General features: G+C 44.8%; 32 protein-coding genes and 1 riboswitch. Of the genes, 2 read left to right on the top strand and 30 right to left on the bottom strand.

The features are described 5' to 3' along the window. Nucleotides 1–83 precede the first annotated feature (83 nt). The 11 genes from MKY28_RS17645 to MKY28_RS17695 all read right to left on the bottom strand — a co-directional run bounded on the left by MKY28_RS17645 (nucleotide 84) and on the right by MKY28_RS17695 (nucleotide 6,826). Nucleotides 84–848 carry an SDR family NAD(P)-dependent oxidoreductase gene (locus MKY28_RS17645; protein WP_100529564.1) on the bottom strand — a complete coding sequence of 255 codons (765 nt, stop codon included), beginning with the start codon at nucleotides 846–848 and terminating at the stop codon, nucleotides 84–86. Nucleotides 849–897: 49 nt separating this feature from the next. Next, nucleotides 898–1,644 (bottom strand): class I SAM-dependent methyltransferase, encoded by a 747-nt coding sequence (locus tag MKY28_RS17650; protein ID WP_445670899.1) that lies wholly within the window; start codon nucleotides 1,642–1,644, stop codon nucleotides 898–900. Between the two features lie 190 nt (nucleotides 1,645–1,834). After that, complete coding sequence (locus MKY28_RS17655; protein ID WP_036610305.1) at nucleotides 1,835–2,218, bottom strand: VOC family protein; 384 nt, start codon at nucleotides 2,216–2,218, stop codon at nucleotides 1,835–1,837. Nucleotides 2,219–2,393: 175 nt separating this feature from the next. Next, nucleotides 2,394–2,867 (bottom strand): GNAT family N-acetyltransferase, encoded by a 474-nt coding sequence (locus MKY28_RS17660; RefSeq protein ID WP_340936495.1) that lies wholly within the window; start codon nucleotides 2,865–2,867, stop codon nucleotides 2,394–2,396. A 4-nt stretch (nucleotides 2,868–2,871) separates the two neighbouring features. Then, nucleotides 2,872–3,480, bottom strand: a complete 609-nt coding sequence (locus MKY28_RS17665; RefSeq protein ID WP_340936496.1) for a DJ-1/PfpI family protein — start codon at nucleotides 3,478–3,480, stop codon at nucleotides 2,872–2,874. 60 nt (nucleotides 3,481–3,540) lie between these two features. Further along, nucleotides 3,541–3,622, bottom strand: a riboswitch (ZMP/ZTP riboswitch). A 50-nt stretch (nucleotides 3,623–3,672) separates the two neighbouring features. Then, nucleotides 3,673–4,188, bottom strand: coding sequence for a GNAT family N-acetyltransferase (locus MKY28_RS17670; RefSeq protein WP_340936497.1), 516 nt, complete (start codon nucleotides 4,186–4,188; stop codon nucleotides 3,673–3,675). Between the two features lie 35 nt (nucleotides 4,189–4,223). Beyond that, entirely contained in the window at nucleotides 4,224–4,748 is a 525-nt protein-coding gene (locus MKY28_RS17675) for a YfiT family bacillithiol transferase (protein WP_340936498.1), read from the bottom strand. A 47-nt stretch (nucleotides 4,749–4,795) separates the two neighbouring features. Next, nucleotides 4,796–5,335: a GNAT family N-acetyltransferase gene (locus MKY28_RS17680; protein ID WP_315370630.1), complete on the bottom strand. Its 540-nt coding sequence runs from the start codon at nucleotides 5,333–5,335 to the stop codon at nucleotides 4,796–4,798. Between the two features lie 8 nt (nucleotides 5,336–5,343). Then, entirely contained in the window at nucleotides 5,344–5,883 is a 540-nt protein-coding gene (locus MKY28_RS17685) for a hypothetical protein (RefSeq protein ID WP_340936499.1), read from the bottom strand. A 97-nt stretch (nucleotides 5,884–5,980) separates the two neighbouring features. Then, nucleotides 5,981–6,142, bottom strand: a complete 162-nt coding sequence (locus tag MKY28_RS17690) for a hypothetical protein (RefSeq protein ID WP_340936500.1) — start codon at nucleotides 6,140–6,142, stop codon at nucleotides 5,981–5,983. Nucleotides 6,143–6,148: 6 nt separating this feature from the next. After that, nucleotides 6,149–6,826 (bottom strand): class I SAM-dependent methyltransferase, encoded by a 678-nt coding sequence (locus MKY28_RS17695; RefSeq protein ID WP_340936501.1) that lies wholly within the window; start codon nucleotides 6,824–6,826, stop codon nucleotides 6,149–6,151. Between the two features lie 181 nt (nucleotides 6,827–7,007). Between MKY28_RS17695 and MKY28_RS17700 the strand changes: the two genes are divergently transcribed. After that, nucleotides 7,008–7,781, top strand: coding sequence for a sporulation protein (locus MKY28_RS17700; protein ID WP_340936502.1), 774 nt, complete (start codon nucleotides 7,008–7,010; stop codon nucleotides 7,779–7,781). Nucleotides 7,782–7,948: 167 nt separating this feature from the next. On the opposite strand, the gene MKY28_RS17705 is transcribed toward MKY28_RS17700, so the two are convergent. The 7 genes from MKY28_RS17705 to MKY28_RS17735 form a co-directional block, all read right to left on the bottom strand. Beyond that, nucleotides 7,949–9,916, bottom strand: coding sequence for a BglG family transcription antiterminator (locus MKY28_RS17705; protein ID WP_340936503.1), 1,968 nt, complete (start codon nucleotides 9,914–9,916; stop codon nucleotides 7,949–7,951). A gap of 52 nt (nucleotides 9,917–9,968) precedes the next feature. After that, on the bottom strand, nucleotides 9,969–12,647 hold the full coding sequence (gene mngB, locus MKY28_RS17710) for a mannosylglycerate hydrolase (protein WP_340936504.1): 2,679 nt from the start codon (nucleotides 12,645–12,647) through the stop codon (nucleotides 9,969–9,971). 74 nt (nucleotides 12,648–12,721) lie between these two features. Then, nucleotides 12,722–13,840, bottom strand: coding sequence for a PTS fructose transporter subunit IIC (locus MKY28_RS17715; protein ID WP_101314956.1), 1,119 nt, complete (start codon nucleotides 13,838–13,840; stop codon nucleotides 12,722–12,724). 29 nt (nucleotides 13,841–13,869) lie between these two features. Further along, nucleotides 13,870–14,187 (bottom strand): PTS fructose transporter subunit IIB, encoded by a 318-nt coding sequence (locus tag MKY28_RS17720; protein ID WP_036610328.1) that lies wholly within the window; start codon nucleotides 14,185–14,187, stop codon nucleotides 13,870–13,872. Beyond that, nucleotides 14,187–14,642 carry a PTS sugar transporter subunit IIA gene (locus MKY28_RS17725; RefSeq protein WP_101314954.1) on the bottom strand — a complete coding sequence of 152 codons (456 nt, stop codon included), beginning with the start codon at nucleotides 14,640–14,642 and terminating at the stop codon, nucleotides 14,187–14,189. The genes MKY28_RS17720 and MKY28_RS17725 overlap by 1 nt, the downstream gene beginning before the upstream one ends. Nucleotides 14,643–14,877: 235 nt before the next feature. After that, nucleotides 14,878–15,162, bottom strand: coding sequence for a hypothetical protein (locus tag MKY28_RS17730; protein ID WP_340936505.1), 285 nt, complete (start codon nucleotides 15,160–15,162; stop codon nucleotides 14,878–14,880). Nucleotides 15,163–15,189: 27 nt separating this feature from the next. Continuing rightward, entirely contained in the window at nucleotides 15,190–15,759 is a 570-nt protein-coding gene (locus MKY28_RS17735; protein WP_340936506.1) for a DMP19 family protein, read from the bottom strand. 430 nt (nucleotides 15,760–16,189) lie between these two features. Between MKY28_RS17735 and MKY28_RS17740 the strand changes: the two genes are divergently transcribed. Continuing rightward, the gene (locus tag MKY28_RS17740) at nucleotides 16,190–17,347 is read left to right on the top strand and encodes a glycosyltransferase family 4 protein (RefSeq protein ID WP_340936507.1); all 1,158 of its coding nucleotides are present in this window, start codon (nucleotides 16,190–16,192) and stop codon (nucleotides 17,345–17,347) included. 298 nt (nucleotides 17,348–17,645) lie between these two features. Here the strand turns inward: MKY28_RS17740 and MKY28_RS17745 are convergent, their stop codons facing one another. The 12 genes from MKY28_RS17745 to MKY28_RS17800 form a co-directional block, all read right to left on the bottom strand. Next, the gene (locus MKY28_RS17745) at nucleotides 17,646–18,317 is read right to left on the bottom strand and encodes a DUF3298 and DUF4163 domain-containing protein (protein ID WP_340936509.1); all 672 of its coding nucleotides are present in this window, start codon (nucleotides 18,315–18,317) and stop codon (nucleotides 17,646–17,648) included. Continuing rightward, nucleotides 18,304–18,882 (bottom strand): NUDIX domain-containing protein, encoded by a 579-nt coding sequence (locus MKY28_RS17750; protein WP_340936510.1) that lies wholly within the window; start codon nucleotides 18,880–18,882, stop codon nucleotides 18,304–18,306. Before MKY28_RS17750 ends, MKY28_RS17745 begins: the two co-directional genes overlap by 14 nt. Nucleotides 18,883–18,901: 19 nt before the next feature. Beyond that, a complete protein-coding gene (locus MKY28_RS17755) occupies nucleotides 18,902–19,564 on the bottom strand; it encodes an HAD family hydrolase (RefSeq protein WP_340936511.1) in 663 nt (220 codons plus the stop codon). Then, entirely contained in the window at nucleotides 19,551–20,012 is a 462-nt protein-coding gene (locus tag MKY28_RS17760) for a GNAT family N-acetyltransferase (RefSeq protein WP_340936512.1), read from the bottom strand. Before MKY28_RS17760 ends, MKY28_RS17755 begins: the two co-directional genes overlap by 14 nt. Nucleotides 20,013–20,106: 94 nt before the next feature. Next, a complete protein-coding gene (locus MKY28_RS17765; protein ID WP_094030640.1) occupies nucleotides 20,107–20,277 on the bottom strand; it encodes a YHYH domain-containing protein in 171 nt (56 codons plus the stop codon). A 109-nt stretch (nucleotides 20,278–20,386) separates the two neighbouring features. Continuing rightward, entirely contained in the window at nucleotides 20,387–21,163 is a 777-nt protein-coding gene (locus tag MKY28_RS17770; protein ID WP_340936513.1) for a Cof-type HAD-IIB family hydrolase, read from the bottom strand. Nucleotides 21,164–21,245: 82 nt separating this feature from the next. After that, nucleotides 21,246–22,808, bottom strand: coding sequence for a PH domain-containing protein (locus MKY28_RS17775; protein ID WP_340936514.1), 1,563 nt, complete (start codon nucleotides 22,806–22,808; stop codon nucleotides 21,246–21,248). Continuing rightward, the gene (locus MKY28_RS17780; RefSeq protein WP_340936515.1) at nucleotides 22,805–23,302 is read right to left on the bottom strand and encodes a PH domain-containing protein; all 498 of its coding nucleotides are present in this window, start codon (nucleotides 23,300–23,302) and stop codon (nucleotides 22,805–22,807) included. The genes MKY28_RS17775 and MKY28_RS17780 overlap by 4 nt, the downstream gene beginning before the upstream one ends. Before the next feature lie 336 nt (nucleotides 23,303–23,638). Continuing rightward, complete coding sequence (locus MKY28_RS17785; protein WP_340936516.1) at nucleotides 23,639–24,217, bottom strand: GNAT family N-acetyltransferase; 579 nt, start codon at nucleotides 24,215–24,217, stop codon at nucleotides 23,639–23,641. A 27-nt stretch (nucleotides 24,218–24,244) separates the two neighbouring features. Continuing rightward, entirely contained in the window at nucleotides 24,245–24,667 is a 423-nt protein-coding gene (locus MKY28_RS17790) for a hypothetical protein (RefSeq protein ID WP_340936517.1), read from the bottom strand. 103 nt (nucleotides 24,668–24,770) lie between these two features. After that, a complete protein-coding gene (locus MKY28_RS17795; RefSeq protein WP_340936518.1) occupies nucleotides 24,771–25,451 on the bottom strand; it encodes a zinc dependent phospholipase C family protein in 681 nt (226 codons plus the stop codon). A 137-nt stretch (nucleotides 25,452–25,588) separates the two neighbouring features. Continuing rightward, a complete protein-coding gene (locus tag MKY28_RS17800; RefSeq protein WP_340936519.1) occupies nucleotides 25,589–26,368 on the bottom strand; it encodes a hypothetical protein in 780 nt (259 codons plus the stop codon). Nucleotides 26,369–26,437: the final 69 nt, after the last annotated feature.

The following is a 26,437-nucleotide window of genomic DNA, read 5'->3' on the forward strand; positions in this document are numbered from 1 at the left end:
CAGTGTACAGGGAAGTTAGGCTTATATCAAAAGGTATCCATACTTCGTAAGAAAACGAGCTGAAAGAAGTATCGTATATCATATTAGCTCTCAATAGTGTGTATAACATGGCTTGAATCACTATTTTCGTCCATCCGCTCGATCAACTGCATCGCTACGTCTCGTGGCGATCTTAATTGTCCTGCTTCATATACTTGATTGAACATACCTGCAAGAGCGAACTCCTCTGCACTTTTGCCTCGTGCAACAGCCTGCAATTCCGTATCGACCATCCCCGGATCAAAAGCAATAATCTCAACAGGGTTCTGTTGGCCCGTTTGCTCCAAAGATACGCATTGGGTGAACATGTTCATACCTGCCTTGGATGTACAGTACACTGCCATTGAAGGCGCGGGATAACTTCCCGAACCCGATGAGAGATTAACAATTTTACGTCTGGCGGACAGGTGATTTGTTTGTTGAATAAAAGATGAACTCAATATCATTGGTGCTGCAAGACTGATGTTAAGACTCTGACTTATCTCTGCCGCACTGCATTGATCTATAGGTTTTAGAGGCTCTAGCATCGCTGCATTATTAATGAGTCCAATGAATTCAGCTTCCTGAGAAGGTATTTGGTCCAATATGCGTGTAATCAAATCATCGATCCCATTCAGGTCGGCAAGATCATACTGAACATGGCGGTAACGCCCGCTCCATTCCTCGCTTGATTCCAACAGATCCGAACCGCCACGTGAAATACCGTAAACGTAATCCCCCTTAGCCAATAATAACTCTGCAAGTTGTAAACCGATCCCTTTGGATGTGCCTGTAATGATAAAGTGTCTTTTTCCTGTTTCTGTTTCCATTCTGATACCACTCCTCCTCTATTTTCAATGCATGTTTATTTCACTATTCTTACGAGTTTTTCTTTCTCCACAACGTGACCCAGAGAAAAGGTACACCAAAATACGGTTCATGTTGCTCCAGCGACTTCATTGCACGGAACTCCACACATTCAAAGCCATCTTCCAGCATGTAGCGAAGCTTCTCCTCCGTGAACGCAAGACCACCGCGCATCGACTTCTCTTGATACACCTGCCAATCATTCATAACGATCTCAGGCCCACCAATATCGCCAAAACCAGGAGCAAAACAAGTCATTCCAAAGTATCCTCCAGGCCGGAGTGCATTGTGGATCATCTCTATGTAGGGAATGCGCTGATGTGGCAACAGATGGTGCAGACAACCCGAGTCGTAGACAAGATCATATTCTTGCTCTGGGGACAATTCGAACACAGATCGACATTCAAAATGCACGTCCAGTTGCTCCTCTGCCGCCCTCTCTTTAGCCCAAGCAATAGCTGTCTCCGAAAGATCATAAGCATCTACCTGATATCCTTGGCGGGTTAAATACAACGCATTTCTGCCCGGGCCACACCCCAGTTCCAGTGCCTTGCCGCCGCTTAACACACCTGCGTTCACATGCGCTAACAGATTCTCATCCGGTTTGTTTGGGAAAAAGGGGATTGGTCTGTTCCGATCCTCATAGAAAGGTTCCCAAAACTGCTTGGCAGATCTGAAATCCGCATCGAGCATATCATATAGATCCTGTACACTTTTAATCGTCTTTTCCACAACCACATTCCTCCTTAACTGCTCCATTCAAACCTTCATTTTCGACTATTCATTCCTCGGCATTTTCGTTAAATCAGCCACACTCTATTATAACATTTTTACCCAGTAGTTCTCTATTTCTCTTGTGCTTTTCTACTCTAAAACAGAAGCTTTTCCAACAAAAAAACGACCGACATGAATGTCGATCGCTTGTAATGGTGCTGTTTTAAGTTGTAACTTACTTCGCCCGTTCCAAGACTGCAAAGTAATTCCCTTCGTTATCAGCAAAGTTGAAGACACGCCCCGTTGGCATCTCGACAATCTCTCCAACCGTTACATGTTTACCAGCCAAGTCGGCATATAACTGATCCAGATTTTCGGTGAAGAACATTAACGAAGGTGTGCCCAGATTTACACCCGCCGACATCCGCTCCACAAACTCCTTGTCATGAAGAATAATGCTCGTCTGCGAATTTGGGGTAGGCGCAATCTCAATCCATCTCATACCCTCGTCAAGGTTTACTTCATCCACAATGTGGAACCCCGCAACTTCCGTCCAAAAAGCAAGTGATTCATCTTGATTATTGACATACAACATAATCTGGCCGACTTTGCTAAACATGGATCAATCACTCCTCTGATCATCTAATCTCTCAACATCCTGCTTATCATTCCTCAAATTCCAATAGAGTATAACATGCGGGACAGCTTTTTTATCATCTTACTTTGCAAGTACATGCAACTTAAACTGAAGTACACTTTTATGCTTCCACTACAATTAGTTTTTTGAAGTTCCCTTATAATGTTTTAACAAGTGAAAGTCTATGAAACCCCGAGGTATAATAATTCATATCAACACCTTCTTTATGAAAATTCATTCGTTCATAAAATACGAGCGCTGCTTCATTTTCTTCATGATCAAGTGTGTAAAGCATGACATCACCACTGCCGAATTCAGCTATTTTTATACATATTTTTGTAATTAGTCCACGTGCTACTCCCTGTCGAAGGTGTGATTTGCATGTAACAACGCCAACGATTTCATATCGGTTAACAGTAGGCTGAAAGATATAACCAGCATGACCTATGACAACATCTGCTTCGTCAACCATGACATAATAAGCACTGATACGTTCATCCGTCATTTTTAAAAATAAATCCCAGCGCGCAGGATACTGATCGCGTATAAACGAAGGGAATTGAAAATCATGATCCGTCATCATTTTCAGCACCGCTGGCTGATCAATCGCTTGAAAAAGGCGAATAGTCATCTTTTTATCCCCTACCCTTAGTGTGCATGTAGACATCTTTTAAGTTACCAGCTTCATAATATGGATACTCTAGTTTTTGTTGAACTTGAAGGACAATCTCCGTAGACGTTAACATTTCGACCAAGTATAGTCCCAGGTCAATGGAAGCCGTAACCCCCGCACCCGTTACCGTATTACCATCACGCACTACACGCGCTGAGATTACTTCTGCACAATAAGGATTCAATAAATCATAAGCAGATGAGTTGGTAGTAGCCCTTTTTCCATTCAGGAAACCTGCTGCCCCCAACAGTAAAGCCCCGGTACAAATAGATATTTTATATGTGACATTTTCTGCTGTTCGGACCCATCGCATAAAATCCTCATCAAATCGAAGCGTTCTAGTTGAAAATCCACCAGGAAAAAATACTAGGTCAAAATCCCCTAGATGAGGTAATACTGCATCGGATTTCATTTTCAGCCCACGGTCATCCGAAATTTCCTCCTTATCTGCGCAGAATGTCCATGATACGTTTTCCTTTACTTTCAGAATCGCTAGCCAAGTCACAGCTTCATAAAATCCAGCTAAATCCATGCTTGTCATTCCATCAAATAAAACAAACGCCATTTTCATTGCCGCCACCAGTCCTTTCGTTCCCTGAATAATAAATAAAGTGTTTGATCAAAAGATCAAACACTTTGCCCAGGCGTACGACATATAATATATGTGCTCCCTCGTGGTTCACTCCACGTTTACGCCAGTCACACATAACAGATATTTACAACTAATATACATGACATCTTTCATATTGTATATATTATGAAATTATTGCGTGGCTTTTAACTTCTTCGTAAGATAAAGTACAACATCGTCGTCCATAATCGTTTCTTCACCCGGCTGAATGTAATGATCATGTTTGTGTACACCGTGGCCGTCTGGTATGTACCCGCGATGGGCATATAGAACTTGCGCTTTGCCATAATCGGCAAACACACCTACACCAATGCCTGCTACATCCGTTCGTTCCAGAATAACTTCCTCTGCTCGGTCCATCAACCGTGAACCAATACCTTGGCGCTGGAACTTCATTAGTACATTAAAATCGTTAATTTCGGGAATGCCTTGTTCCCTGAAAGACGGGTAGCCGGAATTCCACAATACATTCACGTATCCGGCAAATTCTCCATTCAACTCGGCTACCAAGGTTACGCGTTCCCCATTCTGTTGTTCAGCCAAGTAATGAAGATACTGCTCAGGGGATCTCCCCCAACCCTGCTCCTGAAACGCATTTGATATGATTACAGGATCGTTCTCATTTAATAGTCTGATATGTACACTCATTGATAATTTCTCCTCAACAAGATATTTTTTTCTAACTATATTCCCAGTCTATCCCGAAGCGATGTGATGTGAGCAACATGGTGTTTGCCGTGCCAAGCATACATGCCCAGATTGTAATCCAGTCTTGTCGTTTCTTCCGATGAAGGATGATAAAATTGTTTGGCATAATCTGCATCTGTCAGCGCGTTTAACAGAAACACCCAACGACGATGGAGGGCATCCAGAATCTGAAGCGAGAATTCGACATCCAGGTCTCTTGAATCACTCAGTTCAGCCCAGCGCTCTTCATAATAAGGCCGAATCGTTGGTGTATCCTCTGTCAGCGCCAACTTGAAACGAATCATACTGTTCATATGGCTGTCTGCCATGTGGTGAATAACCTGTTTGAGCATCCATCCACCTTCTCGATACGGTAGACTTAATTGCTCTTCACTCAATCCCTTTACCGCTTCTCGTGCGCGTTCAGGCAACTCAGCAATGTCCTGAATCCACTTCTCCCGTTGTGCCAAAGTAACTTCACCCGTGTGTACAAATGGTCCTATCGGATATCTTTCATCCATCCATTATTCCTCCTTGTTTATATGATTCAAATAACTTTAAACAGGATCTACAGGGCATATTCCATAAGCCAACAGTCTCGCATCTGTCCTTCGTGCTGCTCATGTTTCTCCAACAGCTTAATCTTTTGGAAACCACATTTCTCGTAACAGGATATCGCTCTTAAGTTCCAGGATTGAGGGTCCATAACCACTTTACGGGCTTGTTTTTCATTAATCAGATAAGCCAGCATGGATTGCATCAACTGTGTACCAATGCCTTTATTCCAGTATTCTACCTCACCAATAAACTGATCCGTTCCATAGATGATCTCATCCGTGTCTCCATAACCATACTCCGTTCGCTCTTCTTCCTCAAGCTCATAGAACTGAATGTATCCAATCGGATGTCCTCCATACTCAACGATACAACGAGTAGCACCATCTTTCTGATTGTAAAAATGCTCTCTCACCTGTTCCAGATCATGCGGCCGATCACGCCCTTCATAGTATTGAAGAACTTCCGGGTCTGACAGCCACTTCACCAGATGTTGTTCATCTTCTGTGTCCAAGAAACGTACAGTGATTTCATTCGATTCATATACATTCATCATTCTGATTACTCCTTATTGATCTCCAGATTCTCACTCGTAACCCAACTCAGATCCTTCCCTAACAAATGCTCGTTGTGAACATAATACACCACGGGATTCTCAAGAGGCTGAGTCGTTCCATCCAAAGATCTGAGCGTTAACCGCAACTTGTAGCTCCCTATCTCATCAGGTATCGCAAATCCTATCAGATTATCAGCTGATTTCATGGTCATCCCCTGCGCCTTCAGATACTTTTCCAGAATGACTTGATCAAGATAGGAGCTGCCAACAGACGAAGGCATGTACCACGCATCATCTTGTTCTTCAGCGAATGTGACCCCTTCCCATCCAGGGACAACGGGATACACCATATGCTGGTCCTTGTCTTCTCTTTTTCGCGTTATCTCTAACTCTACCTCAACTACATCCGTATCAATCTGCCTGATTGTGCCTGCCATCACAACATCCTGGGCACTCACACTTGGAATAACATAGCTGTATATGAGCAGAGTCACCAAGAGAATTATCGTTACTCCCGTAATCCAAAATATTGTACTTTTACGCATCTGTCTGATCCTCCCGTCTAATTAATCATACTTCTGGAGTAGCTCCTTCTCTGTTAAAGATTGAGTTAACCTATCCAACTCAGGGGATGCCGTCCAATCACTGGATGTATTCAATCCATGCTTGATGGTATGTATCGCTACAATAATAACTGCCGTCTTCTGTTATCATTTTATATTTTTGTTCCCCGTTCGCCATCTGCTCGAAGCTGGTTTTGACACCCATTTCACCATATTTCTGTTCTGAAAATTCTGTGTTCAATCCGCTTCAGCTCCTTATGGCCTGCCAAATATACTTGCATTCTCTTACAGCAATTCTACCATCAACCTGGTTCTCCTTCAGCTTGACTTCCAGCTGTTCCCGGTACTCAGGCTGTGTATAATCCGGGTTTCCGGGGATATCGGAGAGAAAGATGGCAAACTCTTTTTCATCCGAGAAAATCATAAGTGCCTCGTTATATTCCTCAATCTTGATCACCTTAAATGCATTTCTTTCCAAACGCTCACGTACCTTTGTTATATCCGTATGAATACCAATCATAACTCCACCCTTTTGTAGCAATCTCCCATGCTCAATAATGGAAGTTGGACCTCTGCGATCATAGATCAGACCAAATTGCTTATCTTCAAATGGCATCTTTTCTTTTGTGCTGATGCAGACAAATTCCACATTTGTTATCGTGCTTGAATGAAGACTGTTTTGGGCTATCTTTATCATCTCTTCCGAATTATCAAACCCTATAATGTGATCGGTATATTCCGACATTTTCAACGTAAACTCCCCATGTCCACAGCCTGCATCGAGCACGGATGTATATTGAGGCAGAAGCTTAATCAACCGCTCTTCAAAAATATCTTCAGCAGAGTTACCTTCCAGCGTATACAAAGCCCTACCCTTGTATCCCCCATTACGTTGTGCAATCATATCGTACCATTCCATGCTCATAGAGTTCCCCCTGACAAAAATTCCCTTTATTTAAACATTCGACATGGGTACGTCGATTCTCCTGTTTGGATATACGATATATCTTTGCTAAAATATGAAACGCTTCTCTTCCAGCTTCCGTATTAAGGTCGAAGCCGTATGTATCCCATATAATAAACCATCTAATCTGGAGGTCGAGCGCATGTCATTTTTCAAGAAAATGTTAGCCAGTGTAGGTGTTGGAGCAGCCAAAGTAAATACGGAATTGCATACACCAGAGGTCACGCCTGGAGGAATCATCTCGGGGGTTGTGTACATTGAAGGTGGAGATGTGGAACAGAACGTAGATCGAATCTATCTTTCAATCAAAACCCATTACATACGGGAGCACGATGATCGTAAATTAAAAGAAACAGCCGTTATAGCCAAATATCTGCTCACCGAAGGTTTTACATTACAGCCTGGAGCCAAATTGGAGGAAGACTTCTCATTTGACCTGCCAGAAAATCTGCCTATTACACTGCATCGTGCAGAGGTATGGGTAGAGACGGGCCTCGATATCTCAAGCGCCGTAGACCCCTCAGACCGGGACAGACTGCATGTTGTTCCTAGCAAAGACATGAACACCGTGCTCGATGCAATTGATATCCTTGGTTTCAAGCTCCGTGAAGTAACCAATGACTATGCGCCGAAGCTGGGCGGTAATCTGCCATTTGTGCAGGAATTCGAATTTGTACCAACAAACAAGTTTCGTGGGCATCTAGATGAGTTGGAAGTACTGTTCTATCCCATGGGCGATTCGCTGGAGCTGCTATTACAGATCGATCGCCGCGCTCGTGGACTCAGTGGAATATTCTCCGAAGCCATGGGTACGGATGAGAGCTTTGTCCGCCTGCATCTGTATGAAAGACATCTGGCGCGAGGGGCGCATTCTGTCGCTCAAGGACTGGAAGAAATCATTTCCAAACATATCTAATCTATAGTTTGTGTAAACGAATAAAAAACGTCCTCTATCAGACAAATCTGATGAAGGACGGTTTTTCCCTTTCGAAAAGTGGATCAGAAAAATCTGGGGTTAACAGCGATCGGAAGGTTATTCTGTCATCGGAGTGTCAGTCGAATTATCCTTAGTGAACTTATATATTAATACGCTTCGGTACTTTTTAGACTCAACGTTTCGCATACAAGTTGAGCAAAGGCATCGAAGCTGCCACAGGATCGCAGGCTTTCCAGCTGCTCCTCCTGCCGGATCAATTCTACAAACAGATCATATATCCCCATCGCCTGTTCGTAATCCTCTTTGCAGATAGATAACATAAATACAGCATGTACTTCATTCTCCTCATCCCACGGAATCGGCTTCTCAAGCAGGCATACCGATACGGTCGTACGGGTTGAACTCAGCTCCATGGGATGCGGAATCGCCATACCTCTTCCAAGCGCGGTTGAAGCCATCTTTTCCCGCTCCTGCACAGCTGGCCAGAATTGCTCCGTTACAATTCCCTTCTCCAACAGTGCTCCGCTCATCTCAGCCATAAGTGTCATTTTGTCAGGCTGATCCGACCGAAACATAAACAACTCTGGATCAAAGTAACGCAGCAATGTCATTTCCTCCTGCTCATCACTGGTTCGCACCAGATGAGTGATCGTTGCCATGTCTCGTTCCGATGGAATCGCAGCAATGACAGCCGACGGCTTGCCTTTGGACTCCCGTAACCGGATCGTAGAAATGACCAAATCTTCGGGCACACTCCCCATCTCCTCGTACTCCCGTAGCGAAACTACACGTGAGACCTCCAGCTCTGCAAATAAAGAACGCAATCTGGATTCAAGAATACGGGCTGTGCCGTATCCTGACCCACAGACCAGCAATACGGATTTCCGTTTGCGATGAGGAATCTGGTATTTACGTTCCAAAGCTGCACCAATGTGGAGAGCCAAGTAACCAATCTCGCTGTCATTGATTTCATGAGGTACGTATGTCTGTAGCTGTTTCACTGCACTGATCGTAATCTCATAGGCCAGTGGATAATATTTACGTATATGTCCCAGCAGTGGATTCCGCATATTCATGCCATGTTCCAAGCGCGTAATCATGGGTTTCAGATGCGCATACAGATCATTTGGCAAGCGGTCATCATCACGCAGATCATAGGTGTACCGATCATAGATATGACTCAGCATCTGCTGTACAGCAACATATAATGGGTCAATTTTTAGTCCATTCCAATCGGTAGCGGTCATTTTTTTGCTAACAATGTGCAGCAGCAGATAATCTCGCTCTCCAACTGGACAATGAATGGAATATAACAACTCCAGATCCTGAATAATCTGCTGCGCAAGTTGCTGATCCTGAACATTCGCCTCCACTTTCTCGAATTGCTCTAGTTCATGTCCCTGCTTAATACGTAATACCATAACAGCCAGATGCGTAATCAGATCTTTCAGGGCCACATCTGCAATACGAACATTCTGTTTGCCTACATGGCGAATGACGATCTCGCGGATGTGTGCGGGTTCGATTGGGTACAACAAACGTTCCTGTGCAACGGTCATTCCTTCGGGGCCCAGTTCTTCATCTCGCGCATCGGCGTACTCGGCAAGGCAATAGCGAAACCTTTGCTCGTCTCCGACGACCTTCACACCATGTCCTGGCTTGATCTGAAGCTGAAGTTGGTAGTTCTCCAGAATCTGACGAATGATTTTCAGATCATTGTTCATCGTTGCACGGCTTATATACAGCTGATCAGCGAGGTCTTCCATCTTGATATGACCCGGTTCACCAAGCAGCTTGAACAATTCATAACGGATACGCTCATCAGGCGAACCAGGTACTGGAGCACCTTTTTGCCCATCATCCTTCCGTTCCTCCAACAGCTCATTATACCGCTTCGCATCATGCACACGAATGGAATAACCCCGCCCACGCTTGGATTCCAGGCTCCCGCCATGCCCCGCGAGGATATGATCCAGCTTTTTCAGATCATCCCGAATAGTACGTACAGTAACTTCCAGCCTGTCTGCAAGTGCTTGGCTCGTCCAAGCCTGTTCCTGTCCTTCACCATGAATGAGGTGGAACAGCTTTTTCAACCGTTTAGTTGGAAAAATCATACCGATATCCGACCTCCCTTCTGATCAGGATTGTGTCAAACTAAAGCCCACCTTATATCGATACAAGTACCGTCATCAATTTACAATGTGCGAGTTCCGGCAAACGAACGACCTCTTCTCCATCGGTTAACCTCTGCTGAGGCTCCAGTGGTTGTTCACCAAGAGATACACGCTCTGCATGTACAGGTTGATTAAAGTGCATGTTCACGTTAGCAGACTGCGCCAAATATGGATTGAAGACACGTACAATGTAACCCTCACTCTGCTCTGCTTTCTTGAAACTGCTTAACACCACGTTGGAATCGTCGCTGAACGACATCAGGCTGTAGTCTGTATCAAGGACACGTTCCTCATCGCGGAAAGCAAAGATCAGTCGACCGTTCAAAAAGTCGCATAGCTGATAACTGCTGATCGGTGTCAAATATTCACGTGCAGCACGGGCTACATTCGCTTCGTCGAATCCAGAAGCCTGGATATGCAGGCCAAAGGTAAAGGAGAGCTCGCCAAGTAATTGCGCATCAGGTGTAGCCACAATTTTCTCACCGGAGGCCCGGCCAGGACGATACAACAGGTTTACCTTACCCATGAAACCAAAAGTACGGAACAAGGTCAGGGCAATGGTATCCATTTGCTCACCAACAATCTCATACTCACGTACACCTTCCGTCATCACAGCCATACCATGCGAACCGTTGTTCAACCCGGCATAACTCTGCATCGCTTCAATGGTGATCGGTTTCTCCTGCCATTGTTCACGCTCCCATACCTCCACTTCAGGCAATGAGGTTGGACGAGCAATGACACCGAAAGGCTGGTCTGCAATGGATAGGGCGGAAGCAATTCCTGTATCAAAAAGGACACGCAGACGGTGGCTGAACACCTCATTCTGCACCTGAACCTGGAAGCGGATCAGATTCTCTCCTTTGCGAAGAGATATCTCCACTTGCATTGGCAATGCTCCCGACGTGATGCCTGCGGCGCGCTCTTCCAGATCGTAGGGGACATCCAGCGTGAAACGCAGGGATAGTGTCTGAGATACAGACGTTTGGGTGGTCGTTGCACTCATCTGGCTACCTGCCGAAGAAACAATCAGATCCCGCTCGGGAGGAGAATAATTGTAGGAATCTCCGTCATCCCCATTATCTTCAAAGACCATTTGATCTGCATACACTTGGCCTGATCGCTTGTCCGTAATTTGCAAGGTGCCGTTTGCTTGCAGCGCAATAGTGAAATGTTCATTTTCAATCTTGTCCTCGTTACGTCGTTCAATGACAGGTGCAGCGCCCTGACTGAAATCAAAAACAATCTGGGTGTAACCCATCGCCGGGACCTCTTGCAGTTCCACCAGCAATTTGGCGCGATATACCCGTTCCGGCAGATGCACTTTGCGGCTTGGATTGAGATCGATGTGCTGTCCAAGCACATAATCGGTCTGGTCTACTTTTTCCACAATGGTGTAGGCCAGCTCGCGCCCCTTCGTATCCCGAATCACAAAGGATTCTTCCGGAATATAAGCTTCAATCTCAGTAACCCCGCCTCGCACATACGGTAGCGTGTTGAACAGGGTGAACGCAAATGTCTCCTCCTGCTGTATCGTTGAAGCAATCATCCGCATATGCAGGTCAAGCAAATTCAGTGCGATATCATAGGCCTGTTTGTAACGGAACGCAACGTCCTGATTCGTTGTATCGCTGTTACAGCCACCGATGCTGTCATGTGCCGCATTCTCAAACAACAGCTTCCAGATATCCTCCACAATACGATGCGGGTAGTCATGTCCGAGAGAATGGCTAATCGCAAGTACAGGTTCTAGCGTGTTAGCAATCAGATTCTCAATTCGGTTATTCTGTTGCTTGAGATCCGCACGGGTGGAAAAAATGGACTTGTGAATCCGCATGTGCTTGGCTTCCATTAATTCACCCCGAAGTACAGGCAGATCCTGACTATCCGCTTCGATCTCCGCCAGAAAACGTTCCGGTTCATTCATCACATATTCGCGTTCTGTATCCAGTGCATTGAACCGTTTAATCAACTCCGGCAGATTCAATCGCACAGGCGCCTGATCAAACCCATTGGGGAAATAGATATGTTTGGTGGAGGCTTTGCGTTCCAGCGCACCAATCTGTTTCTCCAAATAAGGGATCAGATCTTCTTCATTTTCCGGAATGTTACCACCGTAGTAATACCCGAATGGCATCTGTACAGCAAATACACGACTGCCATCCGACCCTTCCCACGTAAACTCGGTATGTGGATTCGTATTATCCGAGACACCACGCCAGAACAGGAAACGTTCAATGCCAAACTCCCGATAGATCTGCGGCATCTGTGCCGATTGTCCAAATGCATCCGGGACATAACCAACCTTCATCGCATGTCCGTACTTTTGTGCTGTTTTCATACCATAATACAGGTTTCGGACCATGGATTCACTGGAAATCACCAATTGATCCGTCTGTGTATACCAGGGTCCCGTCATCAGTCGTTTGGCAGAAACCAGTTGGCGGATCCGTTCCTCATCTTCGGGACACCAGCGGATGTAATCATCCAGCAGCGAGCCCTGTGCATCCAACAGGTAATATTGGAATCCATCGATATTCTCCAGTGCATCCAATACTTCCTTGACGTGTTTGACGAGATACACTTTGGAACGGGAGGTCGTAAAATACCATTCCCGGTCCCAGTGCGTATGTGGAATCACATGTACTTTGGTACGATTTCTCTCACTCATATCTCTATATCCCTCCAGGTGCTTTTTAAAGGTTGTTCAAGATACTGAAAACCGATCTTTTTGAACATGTACTTTTAGTCAAAAACGAGTTCGATTTCTTCCCCGTTTTTCTTCACTGAAGCTTCCTGAGTCTTGGCAGGCTGTTTCTCTTCTTCATCGCGGAAGTTCACCAACATGGTGCCACCCGCCACGATCAGTGCGCCGACAATGCCTCCGGCAAGGTACGCGATTGGGGTACCTACTGACACAGCTCCATATAAGCCGCCAATTGGTGGCATGATGATATGTGCTCCCAGCAGTGCAGTCAAGGCAGCGCCCGTTGCACAGGCAAACATGTTGACCAGAATCATTTTGGCAGGGTTACGCAGTGTGAACGGAATTGCACCTTCCGTGATACCGATCACACCCATAATCACTGCACCTTTTCCCGCTTCCTGATAGGTTTTGGAAAAACGTTTCTTCATCAGCAATGTTGCCAAACCATAACCAAGCGGCGGAATGCAGATGGCAATATTAATGAAAATATTCGGCAGATAGACACCGGACAGGAACAGGGCATTGCCTGCCATCCATGCCGCTTTGTTGACAGGTCCACCAAGATCGAACCCGATCATCGCTCCCAGAATAATAGCAAGTAGGACGGTATTCGTTCCGCTCTGGCTCATGTTTTGAACCCAAGCAATAAGATACTCATTCAGTGCGCCCAACGGGCCACCCAGAATGACCGCCATCAGAAATCCGGTTAAACCTACGGTAATCAGCGGTAAAATGATTAACGGTACCGAGCCAGCAGCCGGACCTGTAATCTTAACTTTGTTTTTGACCCATAAGGTGATGTATCCGGCAAAAAAACCGGAGATTAATGCGCCCAAGAAACCGGCATTGGTCTGTTGTGCCAGCACCCCGCCGATCAGACCTGCGGCCAGCGCAGGTTTGTCAGCAATGGAGTAGGCAATGTAACCGGACAGGACAATCGTCAATAATCCGATGCCGCTCCATCCTACATTTTGCACGAGATATAAAATATGCAAGAATCCGCTTCCATCTTTGTACGGATCAAGATCAGTAATACCCATTGATAGTGCGATAATTTTACAGATGGCAACGACCAGGGAACCCGCGATAATGACCGGTAGCAGATAGGAGATACCTGTCATTAGATGTGTTTTTGCTTCACCGAACCATTTTCTCATCGTACTCTCTCCTCATGTGGAAGGTGGGGTTAAGCTTGTGCGTTCACAGCCTCGACAGCTTTGGTTAATACCGCTTCTGCCTGACTTACGGCATGACCGATTTTGACACGTACGATTTTTTTATCGCCAAACCGATCCATGTCCTTCACCGTTTGATCCGCTGCAATCAGTACAAAATTCGCTGCAGCAATATCTTCTTCCGTCAGCTTATTGACTTGTCCCATGGCTCCCTGCTGTTCCACTTTGATCTCATATCCCAGTTGTTGAGCTGCTTTCTCCAATGCTTTGGCGGCCATCGGGGTATGGGCGAGACCTGCGATACATGACGTTACACCTACAATTTTCATTATGACACCAGTCCTTCCGTATATTGATGAAGCAACGTATATACATCTTCCGGCTGCACCGCTTCTACGATGGCCTCTTTGAATGAATCTTCCAGCAGTAAGGTGGCAAGTGAAGAGATGATTTGCAGATGGGATACGTCTACATGACCTTTAGGCACAAGGATGGCAAAAATAAATTTTACCGGCTTGCCGTCATGAGATTCCCAATCAATGGGCTCCCGCAATCGAATGACCATCACTGCCGGACGTGTTACAACTTCACTCTGGGTATGGGGAATCGCAAAGTGATCCTGAAGTCCGGTGGAGTAGACACGTTCGCGTTCCCACAGATCAGCCGCAAGTTGTGCACGGTTTGTAGTGATGCTGTAACGCTCTGCCTCCGCAGATATAAAATCAAATACGTCCTCTTTGCTATGCAATGTCTGATCGAGATAAATCTGATTGGTTGTAATCATGATCTCTGTCTCTCCTCCTCTCTCTATCCAAAACGATAAGCGCTTACAAGATCATTGTAACGGATTCTTCCTTGACCTTGGATCTAGAAAATTTCCCCTTCGAAGCGGAAAAACATTAGCCATAGCAAAAACCCTGAGTCTAATAGACTCAGGGCAGTTGTAAATGAGTTTCAATTGATATGCTGCAAAGGCAGCGTAAGTAAGTACAGAACATGGACTCTAAGCGGATAAAACATCAAGAACGCTGTGTCCAACGCTGCATTCCTGATCGAAGACCGTAATATGCGGCGGCTAGCAAAATAAATCCGGCAACAGCCATAATCATGGATGTTGTATCCCATTGAACACGGCTTCCAAAAGCAATCTTGGATTGCAATGGGTTACCGGAAGAAACGGTGTTCATCAGATCAGGTACGTAATTCATGGTCATGATCATGCCTTGAACAATATTCCAAGCTGCAAAACCAATGATGAATAACAAGGTAACCAAAAAGGATTCCAGCGCTAATCGTTTGTTCATGATTGTCATTTTGCCTCCTCTTCCCACTCAATTAGACAAAACGTGTTGCATCTCCTGTTTCAAACGTTCTTTATTTTCGTCCACATATTGATACAGCAGGTCAAAGCTTTCTTCGTTATCCGATTGCATGTTCAAATTCGCGGCTTCCAGTTCAATCTGCTGTAATACCTCATGAATCTGTTCCCCGTGTGTTTGCAGGCTTGTCGTGATGTCATCTTCGGACAGGCCATTCACATTATCTCGTAATTGCCCTTGGGTTACGCCGCTTTTGGACAACATCTGCTCTATCTTCTTCAGGATCACGGTATCTGCATCATTGCCGATCCGCTCCATAGCTGTTATCGTCTCACCCAGATACTGTCCGCTGGAATTCTCAAGGAAACCGGTCATCCCGTTCATGGACAGCTCGGTATCCAGATCAATGATTAGAATGATATCTCTCAATACTTGCGGAAGTTCCGGCCCACTTTCTCGAATCGTCGAAAATTCAGCCCGATAAAGGTCCATGGCAACACTCCCCACCACTTCTTCACCTGACATCTCTTCAAGCTGATCAAGTGGTAACAACTCCTGCAATTCTTCTTGTAACTTGTTCATCTTTCTCTGCCTCCTGTATCTCTCTGTCTAAATAGTTTGAACGTGTTTTTTACACTGGACCACTACGCGGTCAGAATAAACTTCCGATCGCTGTTATCCCCAGATTTTTTCAATCCCTTAATTAAAGGGTAAAATCCGGTGATAAAGGCGAAGTGTAAGCTTCCGAAGCAGCTTTCTTGCAGAAAGCTTTTAGCTCCGCTTCTTCAGTTTTTTTCTGTCCTCTCCGTTATCGTGTAAATTTCAAGTTCAACTACGCCGACACGTTATTACATCATATCAGAATACGCTATATAAGTTGAACTTATGGAAGTTGGTATAGTATATCCTTTAACAAATTTACAGGGAATACCGTCAAGTTAACGTGCACTTGACCTCTGGAAAATGTTCCGCTGTTATGATCTTGGCATCACGAGTCTTGGGAGGGGTAATGATGCGCCTGGCCTTATTCACAGACACCTATCTTCCGGAAACCAATGGTGTTGCTGGCACGCTCCACCGCTTGAGTAACCATCTGAACCGCAGAAGAATTGAACATCTGCTGTTTACTCCGAACTCCGTCATTGAAGGAAGCCATGAGACTCAAGTCCGATCGGTTGCCAACATCCCTTTTTTTCTGTATCCCGAATGCCGCATTGCTCTACCCAACAGAGCAGACACACACAAGCAACTACAAACTTTTCAACCCGATCTGTTGCATATCGCTACGCCTTTTAATATGGGGCTGCTTGGTCTGAGGTATGCGCTCAAACACCATCTTCCGCATGTTGTTTCCTACCATACCCACTTCGATCGTTATCTCGAATACTACCGGTTGAAAAGTATGATTCCTCTCTACTGGAAGTATATCCAGTGGTTCCACCGTGCCTGTGATGCAACCCTAACTCCATCGCAGGAAACGTTAAACACCCTGCAAACCCAAGGCATTCAGCGTCTGAAACTTTGGTCTCGCGGGATTGATTGCAACCTGTACTCCCCTGATAAACGCAGCTCGGATATCCGTGAACGATACCACATCACCGCTCCCCTTATTCTACTCTACGTTGGACGCATTGCCCCGGAAAAAGATATCGCTACACTCACGACTACCATGCAGCAGTTGCCCCAGGAAATGCAGTCCCGTGTACACTGGATCATCGTTGGCGACGGCCCATCTCTCCCGAAAATGCGTCTGCAATCCCCACCCAATGTCACCTTTACAGGCTATATGCATGGCGAAGAACTTGCTGTTATGTATGCTTCGGCAGATCTGTTTGTGTTTCCTTCCTCTACGGAGACATTTGGCAATGTGGTACTGGAAGCAATGGCTTCAGGACTCCCTGTGGTGGCGGCCAATGCCGGAGGTGTAAAGGATCTGATATCCCACCACCGCAACGGTGTATTATTCGAGCCAGGTCAGGCTGATGCACTGATTCGGGAGATATGTCTCTGGGGAAATCACTCGAACCAATTGAGAATGATGGGACTGGAAGGCAGAAAGCTGGCTGAGCAGCGGTCGTGGGAGCATATTTTTGATACACTGATCGGGGATTATGAGGAAGCGATAGAACATCGGAACAGACAAACAAAAGATCGAATTATTACAGCGTAGTCTGATGAAATCATCTTCTTCCAAGAACCCATAACTACCGTCACTGCCCTATGCAAAATTAAACCAGTTCGCTCGTTCAGGCTGCCATAGCATTTACACTCTGCTACGGTCAGCCTGAAACATGTTTCCGATACACTTCATAACAAAGCCTGCATCTTGGAATAGGTTGAGCTATTACACGGTATGTAGACACATAGAGCCACAGTTATTGAAATTATTTAGAGTATTTTGAATGATTGTATATATAGAAAAAGACATGATCTCATTGAACTGGATCATGCCTTTTATTGCAAACAATCTATTGGTTGAATTTATTGAACGGGACTTTGATATCTACAATCCCTTTAGCGTAGGGTGCAACCTCATAAGGATAGAATCGGATGACGATCCCTTTGTCATATAAAAAGAATTCAGTTGTTTGATCAAGCTGAAAATCATAAATATTTTCTTCAAAAATAGAAACTCCTGCATTATACATGGCTAATAGACTGTTGGAGATTGATTTCTCTACCTTCTCCATCTGAGTATCGTCTTTGACATACTCACTTAGCTTCAGTTCTTTACCTGTCCTTAAATCATAGTTATATGATTTTGTCGCATCCATTCCATGTGCTCCGCCAGTGTACACATGATCTTCATATACCACAGATAACTTTTCTTTTGCATTGTATTTTACACTGGCCATGGTAATGTAGAAATAATTTTTGTTTGATTGCTTTTCTTCTTTGTCCAGGCGAGCCGCTTTCACTGCGTGGAGTTTAAATGTCTTGTTCAGCTTATCCGTCACAGTTTTATTACCACCTGTTAGATGTATGTATGGCTGTCCTTTGTAATATTCGACCTTCGTTTTCACTGTAATCGTGCTGCCTGCCTCTACATGACTACTCGGAAGAATTATAGCAATCAGTACAGTGATCAAGAGGCAATTTATCCATCTCCATTTTTTTATTCTAGTTCTATATTTCAACATTATTGATAACCCCCTTTGGCTCAAATGATTTCGTTTCCTGCATTCTATTCCATATTACCTGTGGAGTGCCCTTTAGGTCTGTTCTGCTCTGAACGTTGCCAATCCAGATGTCTTCTGCTCCCGGGTGTTGTAAATAGTGCCTGAGCGTTGCTTTGATCAGAATAGACGAATGTAAGTCCAACACCTCATCCAGTGGTATCCAGAATAACTCTCCTTCATCCGAGGGCACAAAATGTCGATGCGTAGTCTCTCCAAAATATACAAACTGCTGCCAAATCTCACCACCGTTAACTTCCAACAGAATATATCGAAGCCGAAAGTGTTCGACATCCTCTTGCGTGAACCCGGTCTCTTCTTCAATCTCCCGATAGCTGGCGGTCAAGGGTATGTTCAGTTCCCCTTGTTCCAGATGTCCGCCAATGCCACCCCAGAATTCAAAATTAAATAGTCTGTTACCCGCCTTCTTCATCATCAGCATGTCTGAGCCATTGCTCAAAAACGCTGTAGCCATCTGTCTAATCTCCATATGTTCCTCGCTTTCCAGACTGTGATTATAGGTATTCACTTGTTTATATAACCGTCTTCTACAGCAGTTTCTTCAGCTCACTTAGATGCTCAATCGTATGTAAAGGACCCGACGTAATTCTGTCCTGCCACGGCTGGTTGACCTTCATCCAGATGGTGCTCATGCCTACGCTTGCTGCTCCTTCAATATCGTTCACGGGATGATCGCCAATGTAAATGCATTGCTCTGGTCTCAGACCGAAATGATCGAGCGCAAGCTGAAATATGCGTGGGTCCGGCTTTTTGACTCCAGCCTCTTCTGAAACAATAATATGATCGTAATCATCCCGGATACCGAGTTGATCGATTTTTCCATACTGAATATCGGTCTGCCCATTGGTGATTAACCCAGTTTGGTATTTCCCCCGCAGATGCTGAACGACTTCTCGCGCCTGTTCCATCAGAACTGAACTTCGCACATACTCTCTGCCATAGAACTCCATCAGTTCTGCATGTGGCGGATGTTCTGCCCAAGGCAGTTCATGCAACAACTCGTTGAACAGAAGGGGTTTGTTCTTATAACCATCTTCATCAAGTTCAATGATTCTTTGGAGGATATCCTCCGTGGACTCAAGATGGGCAAAATAGGTTTTAATCAAACTCCGAGTGAAGCCGTCAAAGGTCATCGTTCTGTTCAGAATTGTATTGTCCAAATCAAAAATAACGGCTTTAATATGATCCATCTTCCTTCTCCCCCAATTCCAGTACATGCGTTATCTTCTCCTTACTCGTCACTTCTCTAAATCCCAAGTCGCGATAAAAAGAGCCGGCAACCGGTTGATCCGTGTACAGAACCAGTCGAGCGTAATGATTTTCCGCTTTTTGAATAACCGCATCCATCAGCCTGCGCCCAACCCCATGTCTTCGAAATTCTCTCATCACATAAAGCCTGCGAATTCTTCCGGTATCAGTCCCTTCAGAATAAGGATCTCTGTTCAGACCGCAGATCCCAACCACCTTATCGTGCATTCTGCATTCAAAAAGCGCTTCATCTTCTTGCTCGAATGTATTGATTCCTGTCTCGTATTCATGGATTAATCGCTCGATATGTCTGAACCCCTCACTGGAGCTTTCGGCCAGCATCGCCACTAAATCGTCATGATTCCATACCGATATCTCCTGTACCTGCATGGTGTAACCGCCTCCATCATTTTAAATCAATGGTACACATGCAAACCCAACCATACATTGAATGATGGCCGGGTTTATCTTGTACAGCTCATTCTCATTTTTTCTTTTTGTGATAGTGATAACCCGTGCACAGACCCTTTTGTTTGGATTTGGCTGAACAGTTATGTCCACCGTTCTTATCCAGTCTGCCTGGATGAGCATAAGCGGAAGAGGATACACCAACAAGTACGACAAGAGACAGGATTACGATAACAACCTTTTTCATAAGTCACCCTTCGATCAACACCCTATGCTTTAGGGCTTAATACGTGCTATATCATTCTACATTATAATCCACAATTTGGATATCCTTCATCTTTTTAGCCGATCCATTCTCATAAAATCTTAAATTGCTTCAATGCATGGGTGACCCCATCTTCACTTGCCCACAGTGTGACATAATCGGCGCTTTGTTTAATTCGTTCTCCGCCATTTCCCATCGCAATTCCAATTCCCGCATACACTAATAGATCCACGTCATTCTCCCCATCGCCAAAGGCCATTGTATCCTCTCTGGATATCTTCAGGTAGTCGAGAACTTTCTCTGCGGCTATAAATTTGCTGACTTCGCTCGCTTCCAGCACATTCACTACATACGGATGGAATCTCACGAATCGTAAGGAAGGAAATCTGGATTGAAATTTCTCCGTCTCCGCTTCATCTGCATATAAACAGATGCAATATACGTCCTGTTCCAACGTGCTGATTTTCTGTGGTGAATCCATGAGTCCAAGCGTATCTCTTAAGGCGTCAGTAACACGACCATCTCCAGTACACAACCCGTTCGTCTCAAATGACTCTGTAAAATATGAAATACTGTGCCTCTGCAACTCGGCAAACTCACTAAATGTTCTAACCATCTGTGCTGAAAGTACAGACTTATGTATCACTTCATCACCTGCTTTGATCAATGCCCCATTAGCCGAAATGATTGTATCGATTCCGAGATTTCTGAATTCTTCGCATAAATTATAGGGCCTGCCTGTGACGAGTACAACTTGAACGCCTTTACGAATCAATTCCCGGATCGACTCAGCAGTACGCGGTGATAAACTCCGATCTATTTCGCTCAGCAATGTACCGTCCACATCAAAGAACACAGCTTTAATCAAATTGTTCTTCCTCCTCTGTCTTCAATTAAAAAGAGCAAGTACAGAATAACCTTGTTTGGTCTTCCTGCACTTGCTCTTGTGATTAACGGGTCTGAACATCTTGGGTACGTCCCATGTACCATGATTGAAATGATTTCGCCGTATCCAGGGAAATGTCATGTGCCCGATGATGCAGTACTGGTTTGGCGCGGTTTACCGTATGAATGGAAGCCACACCGAACCAACGCTGTAACACATTACGGGTGATCTGCACTTCGATGACTTTCTCACGTTTGGAGATGAAGAGGGTTGACGTGAGCGCACCGGTTCGAAGTTGAATGAAATTCTGATGCAGAATGTATCGGGTATGGAAAAAGTCCATCACTCTGCATGTTGCAATCCACACGAGCAGAATCGCGGAAATCATCCACCAGGCATGTTTCTGCCCAAACACCAATGGTTTGAAATACCACAATAAACCCGTAATCATGATCCATCCCCAACTTGGTTTGAGCAGGCGCAGCCATAGTGATATTCGTGGAAGTTTTTCCATCTCTTGCGTAACCCGATAGGATGGCAGGATCTCCTCAATCAGGGTATAGGCTTGCTTCACAGGCAAGAAGGGATAGAGCGAGTTCACTTCCTGCTCGGATTCTCCCAGACTACCTGCAGTGGTCAGTTCTACTTCCGCCAGTCCAAGCAGCCTTTTCATTGGCGACTGTGTAATTTTGACGGCCTGGACTCGCTCTTTCAGGATTGAAAATGACGTTTGCTCCATCATGCCCTTCGAGATATAGATCCGCTTGGCATCCGAGGTGATCTGGAAATTGCCATACTTTACGAAGGTTCTGACTATGCCCAGAGCAATAGATATGATCAATAAAACTATAATCATCAAACCGGCAATCCACCAGGAATCAAGCCAGGTTAATAACAAACTTTCCGTTACTTCTTCATCAGGGAAGAAGTCCTTCACCCAGGAATAGAGCGTAGCCAGGACCGGAATCAGTACGAGAAAGCTGAGCGAGGTAAAGGATGCTTTGAAAATGTCCTTGCGGGTGGAATGATAATGAACAACCCGTTCCTGTTTTTCTTTTGCAGGCAGAGACATGACTTCATCAGTTATAAAAGGTTCAGATTGCGCCTCTCTCTCTTCCATAACCTGAACTGCATCCAACGTATCATGTTCCTCTGTTGCTCCTACTGTTTCTGCTTCTTCAGCCATATGACCTGCTACAATTTTCTCCAGCTGTTCCGCTTCGGAAAGTGAAACAACGTGTAACTGAAAGGTAGCATCTTCTCCCTTAATTCCGGTCTCAAATCGAATCGACGTCACCCTGAATAACCGATGAAACAACGTTGTATGACGATTCACATTCTGGACCTTCGTATAAGGTATCGTTCTTCGAGTACGGTTAAACACACCACTATAGATATGAAAGGCTGTATCGTCTGCTGCATAACGCGAGGTGAACCACTTCAGGATCATGGACAGGATGCTAAGGGAGACACCTACATAAAAAGCGATTCTTCCATAGAATATCCATTGGGACTCCGAGCCCTGACGGAAAACAAACAAAAAAAGGACGATGGCAAACCAATTCTTTACCCGTTTCCACAAGCTCCACAGCATGGTTAATGGATGATGTCGCTTCATATCGATCATTCATCCACCTCATTAATTCGCGCATAGGACGCAATCTGATGACGGAGTGCAAGTGCGACTTCCTCTGGCAATGCCGGGATTTCATGCGATGAACCCATCGTGCCAACCGATACGGAATAGAGTCCGTATTTTCGCATTAAAGGTCCCTGATTTGTTGTAACCGATTGCACTTTCGCCATGGGGATGATCTGATGTACCTTAGTTAGCGCCCCGCGCTTCAGTTGCAGGAACTCCTCATTCACATCATAGTACCAATGCTTGTATAACCATGAAGGCTGGATGAAAATATCCCACACCGCATAGAGCACCGATACGGCCGTAACGCCCCACAAAATCCAACCAATCCACGTCTTCCATCCATAGATGGAGTCGAGTATTAACAGTACGGCAAGGATCAGGAAACCTATTACATTCCATATGATGGCGCTAATTCTCCACAAGTTTACCGCGTGAGGGGACAGCCGTTGTTTGGGTGTATTCCACTGTATTGACATATGTTCACTCCTTTTTTCCTCGGGTACATAAAAACACACATGATACAATGTACGAACAATCGTCCACGATCGATGCAAAAAGATAAAGAGATGACCCCTATACAATACAGGTCGTCATCTCTTTTGTTCATTTCATTTTACTTTAGTGCATGTTCAAAAAGACTGGTTTTCAGTACCGAGAAGATGGGATGAAGCTAGAAATGGAGTAGCGGAGCGTAGGGAAAACTACGTGAGCAACTACAATCTTTCCTCAGGAAACATACTTCGTAAGCCTCCCGCTTATTTCGGCTGAATTCCATATTCGATGCTGATGATGCCACTAGGCATCCTTCGTAATCAAAAGCGGGCTTTTTGAACAACCTCTATAAAATCCTGTACTTCACACAGCCAAACCATATGATCTGTTCCTTCGCCCCAATAGTTGTTCGCCACCACATAGGGTTCACCGAATTTGCGTTGCCACTTCTTCTGTGCGATCTGGTAACCGCTATCCAGACAGAATTGCTGAATTCCCAGCCGTTGCAGTTCAGTAACCAGTGCGAGAATGAGCGCCGAACCAACCCCCTGACCTTGAACATGGGACAACACGTACAGGCTACCCAGTTCTCCGATCTCGTTCAGCCGGCCTTCTGTACATTCTCGAATCTCCTTACCACACGGTCCAAACGAGATTGTCCCTACAATAACATCTCCCATTTTGGCGACGAGGAAAAACACACTTGGTTCTATGTTGTCCTTTGCTTGCAATGCCATGTGAATCATCGCTTTTTTCTGTGTTATTTCATCCTGAATATCATCCAGAAGCGAGCCTATTCCCTCCTGATCAAATGCTGCGGGAATGGTTGTCTCGAACACCTGATACACTCCATCTGCATCCGATTGTTTCAAAGGTTCAATGGTGATTTTGTCATCCACAGGTTCTTCTCCGTTCCATATACCTTCTTAATCTATACGTCGCTGAATCAGTCTTCTTAGTTGATTCGAATCCTCAAGAGGAATGCTATATCCAGTGTTCGTGTCTTCAAGGTTTACTAACAGGCCTTGCATCTTGGGATCCATTCCTAATGAAAAATCATACCGTGTTATCGAGCTGTCCGCATTTGTTATGCTCATCTTGTACTGCGTACCATAATCAATAATACCCGGCATACGCTCTGCCTTATGTATGGCCTCCATCATGATTCGAATCTCGTCAGATCGATCAAACACAACATCTTGGCATGGTTCCAAAGTGAGGTTTGGATTACAGGTTAAGGTGATCAATAGAGGAAGCCCCTCTTCCACGTTCGATTCATTCGGTTTACTGCACCCTGCAATGAACGTGGCAATGACAAATACGAGCAACACGCCTACATATTTCACCATACTGCGTGCCTCCCTGACTTAGTATTAAATAAACTAGTAATGAGTAGAGAAGTAATAAATACAGTATATAATGAAATGACTCAACTGCACTAACTATCTATATTCATATCAAATTACGTAACTCCGGGTCCCATGAAGACAACAAAGCGATCAGTCGTTCTACGGTCTCTTCCACAAATACCTGAACTCTCTCACCCGTGATGAACTCAGGAGTAATTCCCGGTTCTTCCCCATTAAGAAAAGAAAACGTGTGGTCCCGCCAGCGCACAATCTCATCAGCAGTTAAACGACCCGTCATGTCATAACCTGGTGAACTGTTGAGCACCTGCCATACCTCTTCGCTCCAACTCGAACCTTGATAGAGATTAAAATCGATCTGGTCCGTCTCCTGGTAATATAAACGCGCTAGTTCATCCTTCGATCTGCTACTGCCTGTATGTTGATCTACCTTGTTGACCCGTTCGACGAATTCGGGATGCACACTACGGAACCAGTAATAATCTGTTAGCACATGCATAAAGTATCCTCGCACAAACCACTTCCATCCTTCATCGGTAAGTTGTTGCATATAGAATGAGTAAAGATCCTTCAATTCACCAACGTAATCTCCATCATCTTTTGGGTTGAAATGGGTGTATTCCTTATCATCTCTGGTTGTACCTTCGCGCATATGTATGGAATCTGGGGCGATATTCCCCAGATAGAATGAACCTCGATCAGCCTGAATTTGCAGCGAGTCTGCAATCAGATTAGCAATATTGAGATGAACCATAGGTAACGGCATAGAGTTAATCTCCTTTTATCGGGAAGTATTCTACTATACTTAGTAAAAAGAAACGATATAACCTACTGGTGCAACGCAGATCACTAGAATAGTGAGACTTCGCTAGGTTCCACCTTTTTTTCACCGTAGATGCGTGATTATCCCTGAATTCTCTCCACTTGCATGCGGTCAAACAGCTGCTCCAGATCCGTATGGTACTCCGGGTGCTCCTTCACAAGCAGACTAATGTATTCAGATCCACATTCATAGAATACTAGACGATTATACGGAGCAGTATCTCCAAAATGGTTGCTTTCCTGCCCAAATTTTACCCGAATCAGATTCTCAATATAACGCGCGTAACCCTCGTTCCACTCCAACCAGCTCCAGTACTCGGCTTGTTCTTCATTTAATGAACGGAACAGTGCCTTTCTAGCTGTCTGTACTTGTGTCAGGTCTTTACTCTTCAAAGCAGACAACAATGAGTTAATTCGTTCCACAACAACTTCATTTTCATACGGAAACTCATAATCCAGTTCCCATGTTACACGCTTCAGTTGGTCCATTTTATGCTTAATCTGAAGACGGTTGACGATCCGTTCATCATATTTCTCATATACATAACAATGAACATATTCGTGGAACAGATAAACTTTCTGCTCCAGATCTTTGAACGCTGTATCCGTTACAATCGCACACATTCGTCCGTTCATATGATGCACCGGCATCGCAGCAAGGCATTCATCTGGAATATATAAATCGTCCGGTACCGTCTTCACCCACTCATATTGCTGCGTTTTGGACGAATAATCATAGATATATAATAAAGCTTCATAGGCTACAACCACTGGATAATGTTCTGCAAACAAAGGATGTAGGCTAACCAAGTCTTTCTGAAGCTCGTTTAACTCGTTAATTTGCTCTAAAAAAGCATCCATATTCATGAACCTCTCTTTACTGGATTGATGCGTTAATCATACTAGAATAGGAAAGATAAAACACTGAGA

The sequence above is a fragment of the Paenibacillus sp. FSL R5-0473 genome (assembly GCF_038004565.1).
Lineage (GTDB): Bacteria > Bacillota > Bacilli > Paenibacillales > Paenibacillaceae > Paenibacillus > Paenibacillus amylolyticus.

Excerpts from the sequence above, each read along its gene's own strand:
- MKY28_RS17780 (WP_340936515.1), bottom strand. The coding sequence starts at position 23,302 with ATGTCAATACAGTGGAATACACCCAAACAACGGCTGTCCCCTCACGCG.
- MKY28_RS17720 (WP_036610328.1), bottom strand. The coding sequence starts at position 14,187 with ATGAAAATTGTAGGTGTAACGTCATGTATCGCAGGTCTCGCCCATACC.
- MKY28_RS17715 (WP_101314956.1), bottom strand. The coding sequence starts at position 13,840 with ATGAGAAAATGGTTCGGTGAAGCAAAAACACATCTAATGACAGGTATC.
- MKY28_RS17775 (WP_340936514.1), bottom strand. The coding sequence starts at position 22,808 with ATGATCGATATGAAGCGACATCATCCATTAACCATGCTGTGGAGCTTG.
- MKY28_RS17755 (WP_340936511.1), bottom strand. The coding sequence starts at position 19,564 with ATGGATCATATTAAAGCCGTTATTTTTGATTTGGACAATACAATTCTG.
- MKY28_RS17705 (WP_340936503.1), bottom strand. The coding sequence starts at position 9,916 with ATGATTTTTCCAACTAAACGGTTGAAAAAGCTGTTCCACCTCATTCAT.
- mngB (WP_340936504.1), bottom strand. The coding sequence starts at position 12,647 with ATGAGTGAGAGAAATCGTACCAAAGTACATGTGATTCCACATACGCAC.
- MKY28_RS17800 (WP_340936519.1), bottom strand. The coding sequence starts at position 26,368 with ATGGATGCTTTTTTAGAGCAAATTAACGAGTTAAACGAGCTTCAGAAA.
- MKY28_RS17670 (WP_340936497.1), bottom strand. The coding sequence starts at position 4,188 with ATGAGTGTACATATCAGACTATTAAATGAGAACGATCCTGTAATCATA.
- MKY28_RS17730 (WP_340936505.1), bottom strand. The coding sequence starts at position 15,162 with ATGAACAAACGATTAGCGCTGGAATCCTTTTTGGTTACCTTGTTATTC.
- MKY28_RS17760 (WP_340936512.1), bottom strand. The coding sequence starts at position 20,012 with ATGCAGGTACAGGAGATATCGGTATGGAATCATGACGATTTAGTGGCG.
- MKY28_RS17660 (WP_340936495.1), bottom strand. The coding sequence starts at position 2,867 with ATGACTATTCGCCTTTTTCAAGCGATTGATCAGCCAGCGGTGCTGAAA.
- MKY28_RS17790 (WP_340936517.1), bottom strand. The coding sequence starts at position 24,667 with ATGGTGAAATATGTAGGCGTGTTGCTCGTATTTGTCATTGCCACGTTC.
- MKY28_RS17725 (WP_101314954.1), bottom strand. The coding sequence starts at position 14,642 with ATGATTACAACCAATCAGATTTATCTCGATCAGACATTGCATAGCAAA.
- MKY28_RS17650 (WP_445670899.1), bottom strand. The coding sequence starts at position 1,644 with ATGGAGCAGTTAAGGAGGAATGTGGTTGTGGAAAAGACGATTAAAAGT.
- MKY28_RS17665 (WP_340936496.1), bottom strand. The coding sequence starts at position 3,480 with ATGAAAATGGCGTTTGTTTTATTTGATGGAATGACAAGCATGGATTTA.
- MKY28_RS17700 (WP_340936502.1), top strand. The coding sequence starts at position 7,008 with ATGTCATTTTTCAAGAAAATGTTAGCCAGTGTAGGTGTTGGAGCAGCC.
- MKY28_RS17765 (WP_094030640.1), bottom strand. The coding sequence starts at position 20,277 with ATGAAAAAGGTTGTTATCGTAATCCTGTCTCTTGTCGTACTTGTTGGT.
- MKY28_RS17745 (WP_340936509.1), bottom strand. The coding sequence starts at position 18,317 with ATGTTGAAATATAGAACTAGAATAAAAAAATGGAGATGGATAAATTGC.
- MKY28_RS17795 (WP_340936518.1), bottom strand. The coding sequence starts at position 25,451 with ATGCCGTTACCTATGGTTCATCTCAATATTGCTAATCTGATTGCAGAC.
- MKY28_RS17655 (WP_036610305.1), bottom strand. The coding sequence starts at position 2,218 with ATGTTTAGCAAAGTCGGCCAGATTATGTTGTATGTCAATAATCAAGAT.
- MKY28_RS17680 (WP_315370630.1), bottom strand. The coding sequence starts at position 5,335 with ATGAATGTATATGAATCGAATGAAATCACTGTACGTTTCTTGGACACA.
- MKY28_RS17675 (WP_340936498.1), bottom strand. The coding sequence starts at position 4,748 with ATGGATGAAAGATATCCGATAGGACCATTTGTACACACGGGTGAAGTT.
- MKY28_RS17685 (WP_340936499.1), bottom strand. The coding sequence starts at position 5,883 with ATGCGTAAAAGTACAATATTTTGGATTACGGGAGTAACGATAATTCTC.
- MKY28_RS17740 (WP_340936507.1), top strand. The coding sequence starts at position 16,190 with ATGCGCCTGGCCTTATTCACAGACACCTATCTTCCGGAAACCAATGGT.
- MKY28_RS17695 (WP_340936501.1), bottom strand. The coding sequence starts at position 6,826 with ATGAGCATGGAATGGTACGATATGATTGCACAACGTAATGGGGGATAC.
- MKY28_RS17645 (WP_100529564.1), bottom strand. The coding sequence starts at position 848 with ATGGAAACAGAAACAGGAAAAAGACACTTTATCATTACAGGCACATCC.
- MKY28_RS17735 (WP_340936506.1), bottom strand. The coding sequence starts at position 15,759 with ATGAACAAGTTACAAGAAGAATTGCAGGAGTTGTTACCACTTGATCAG.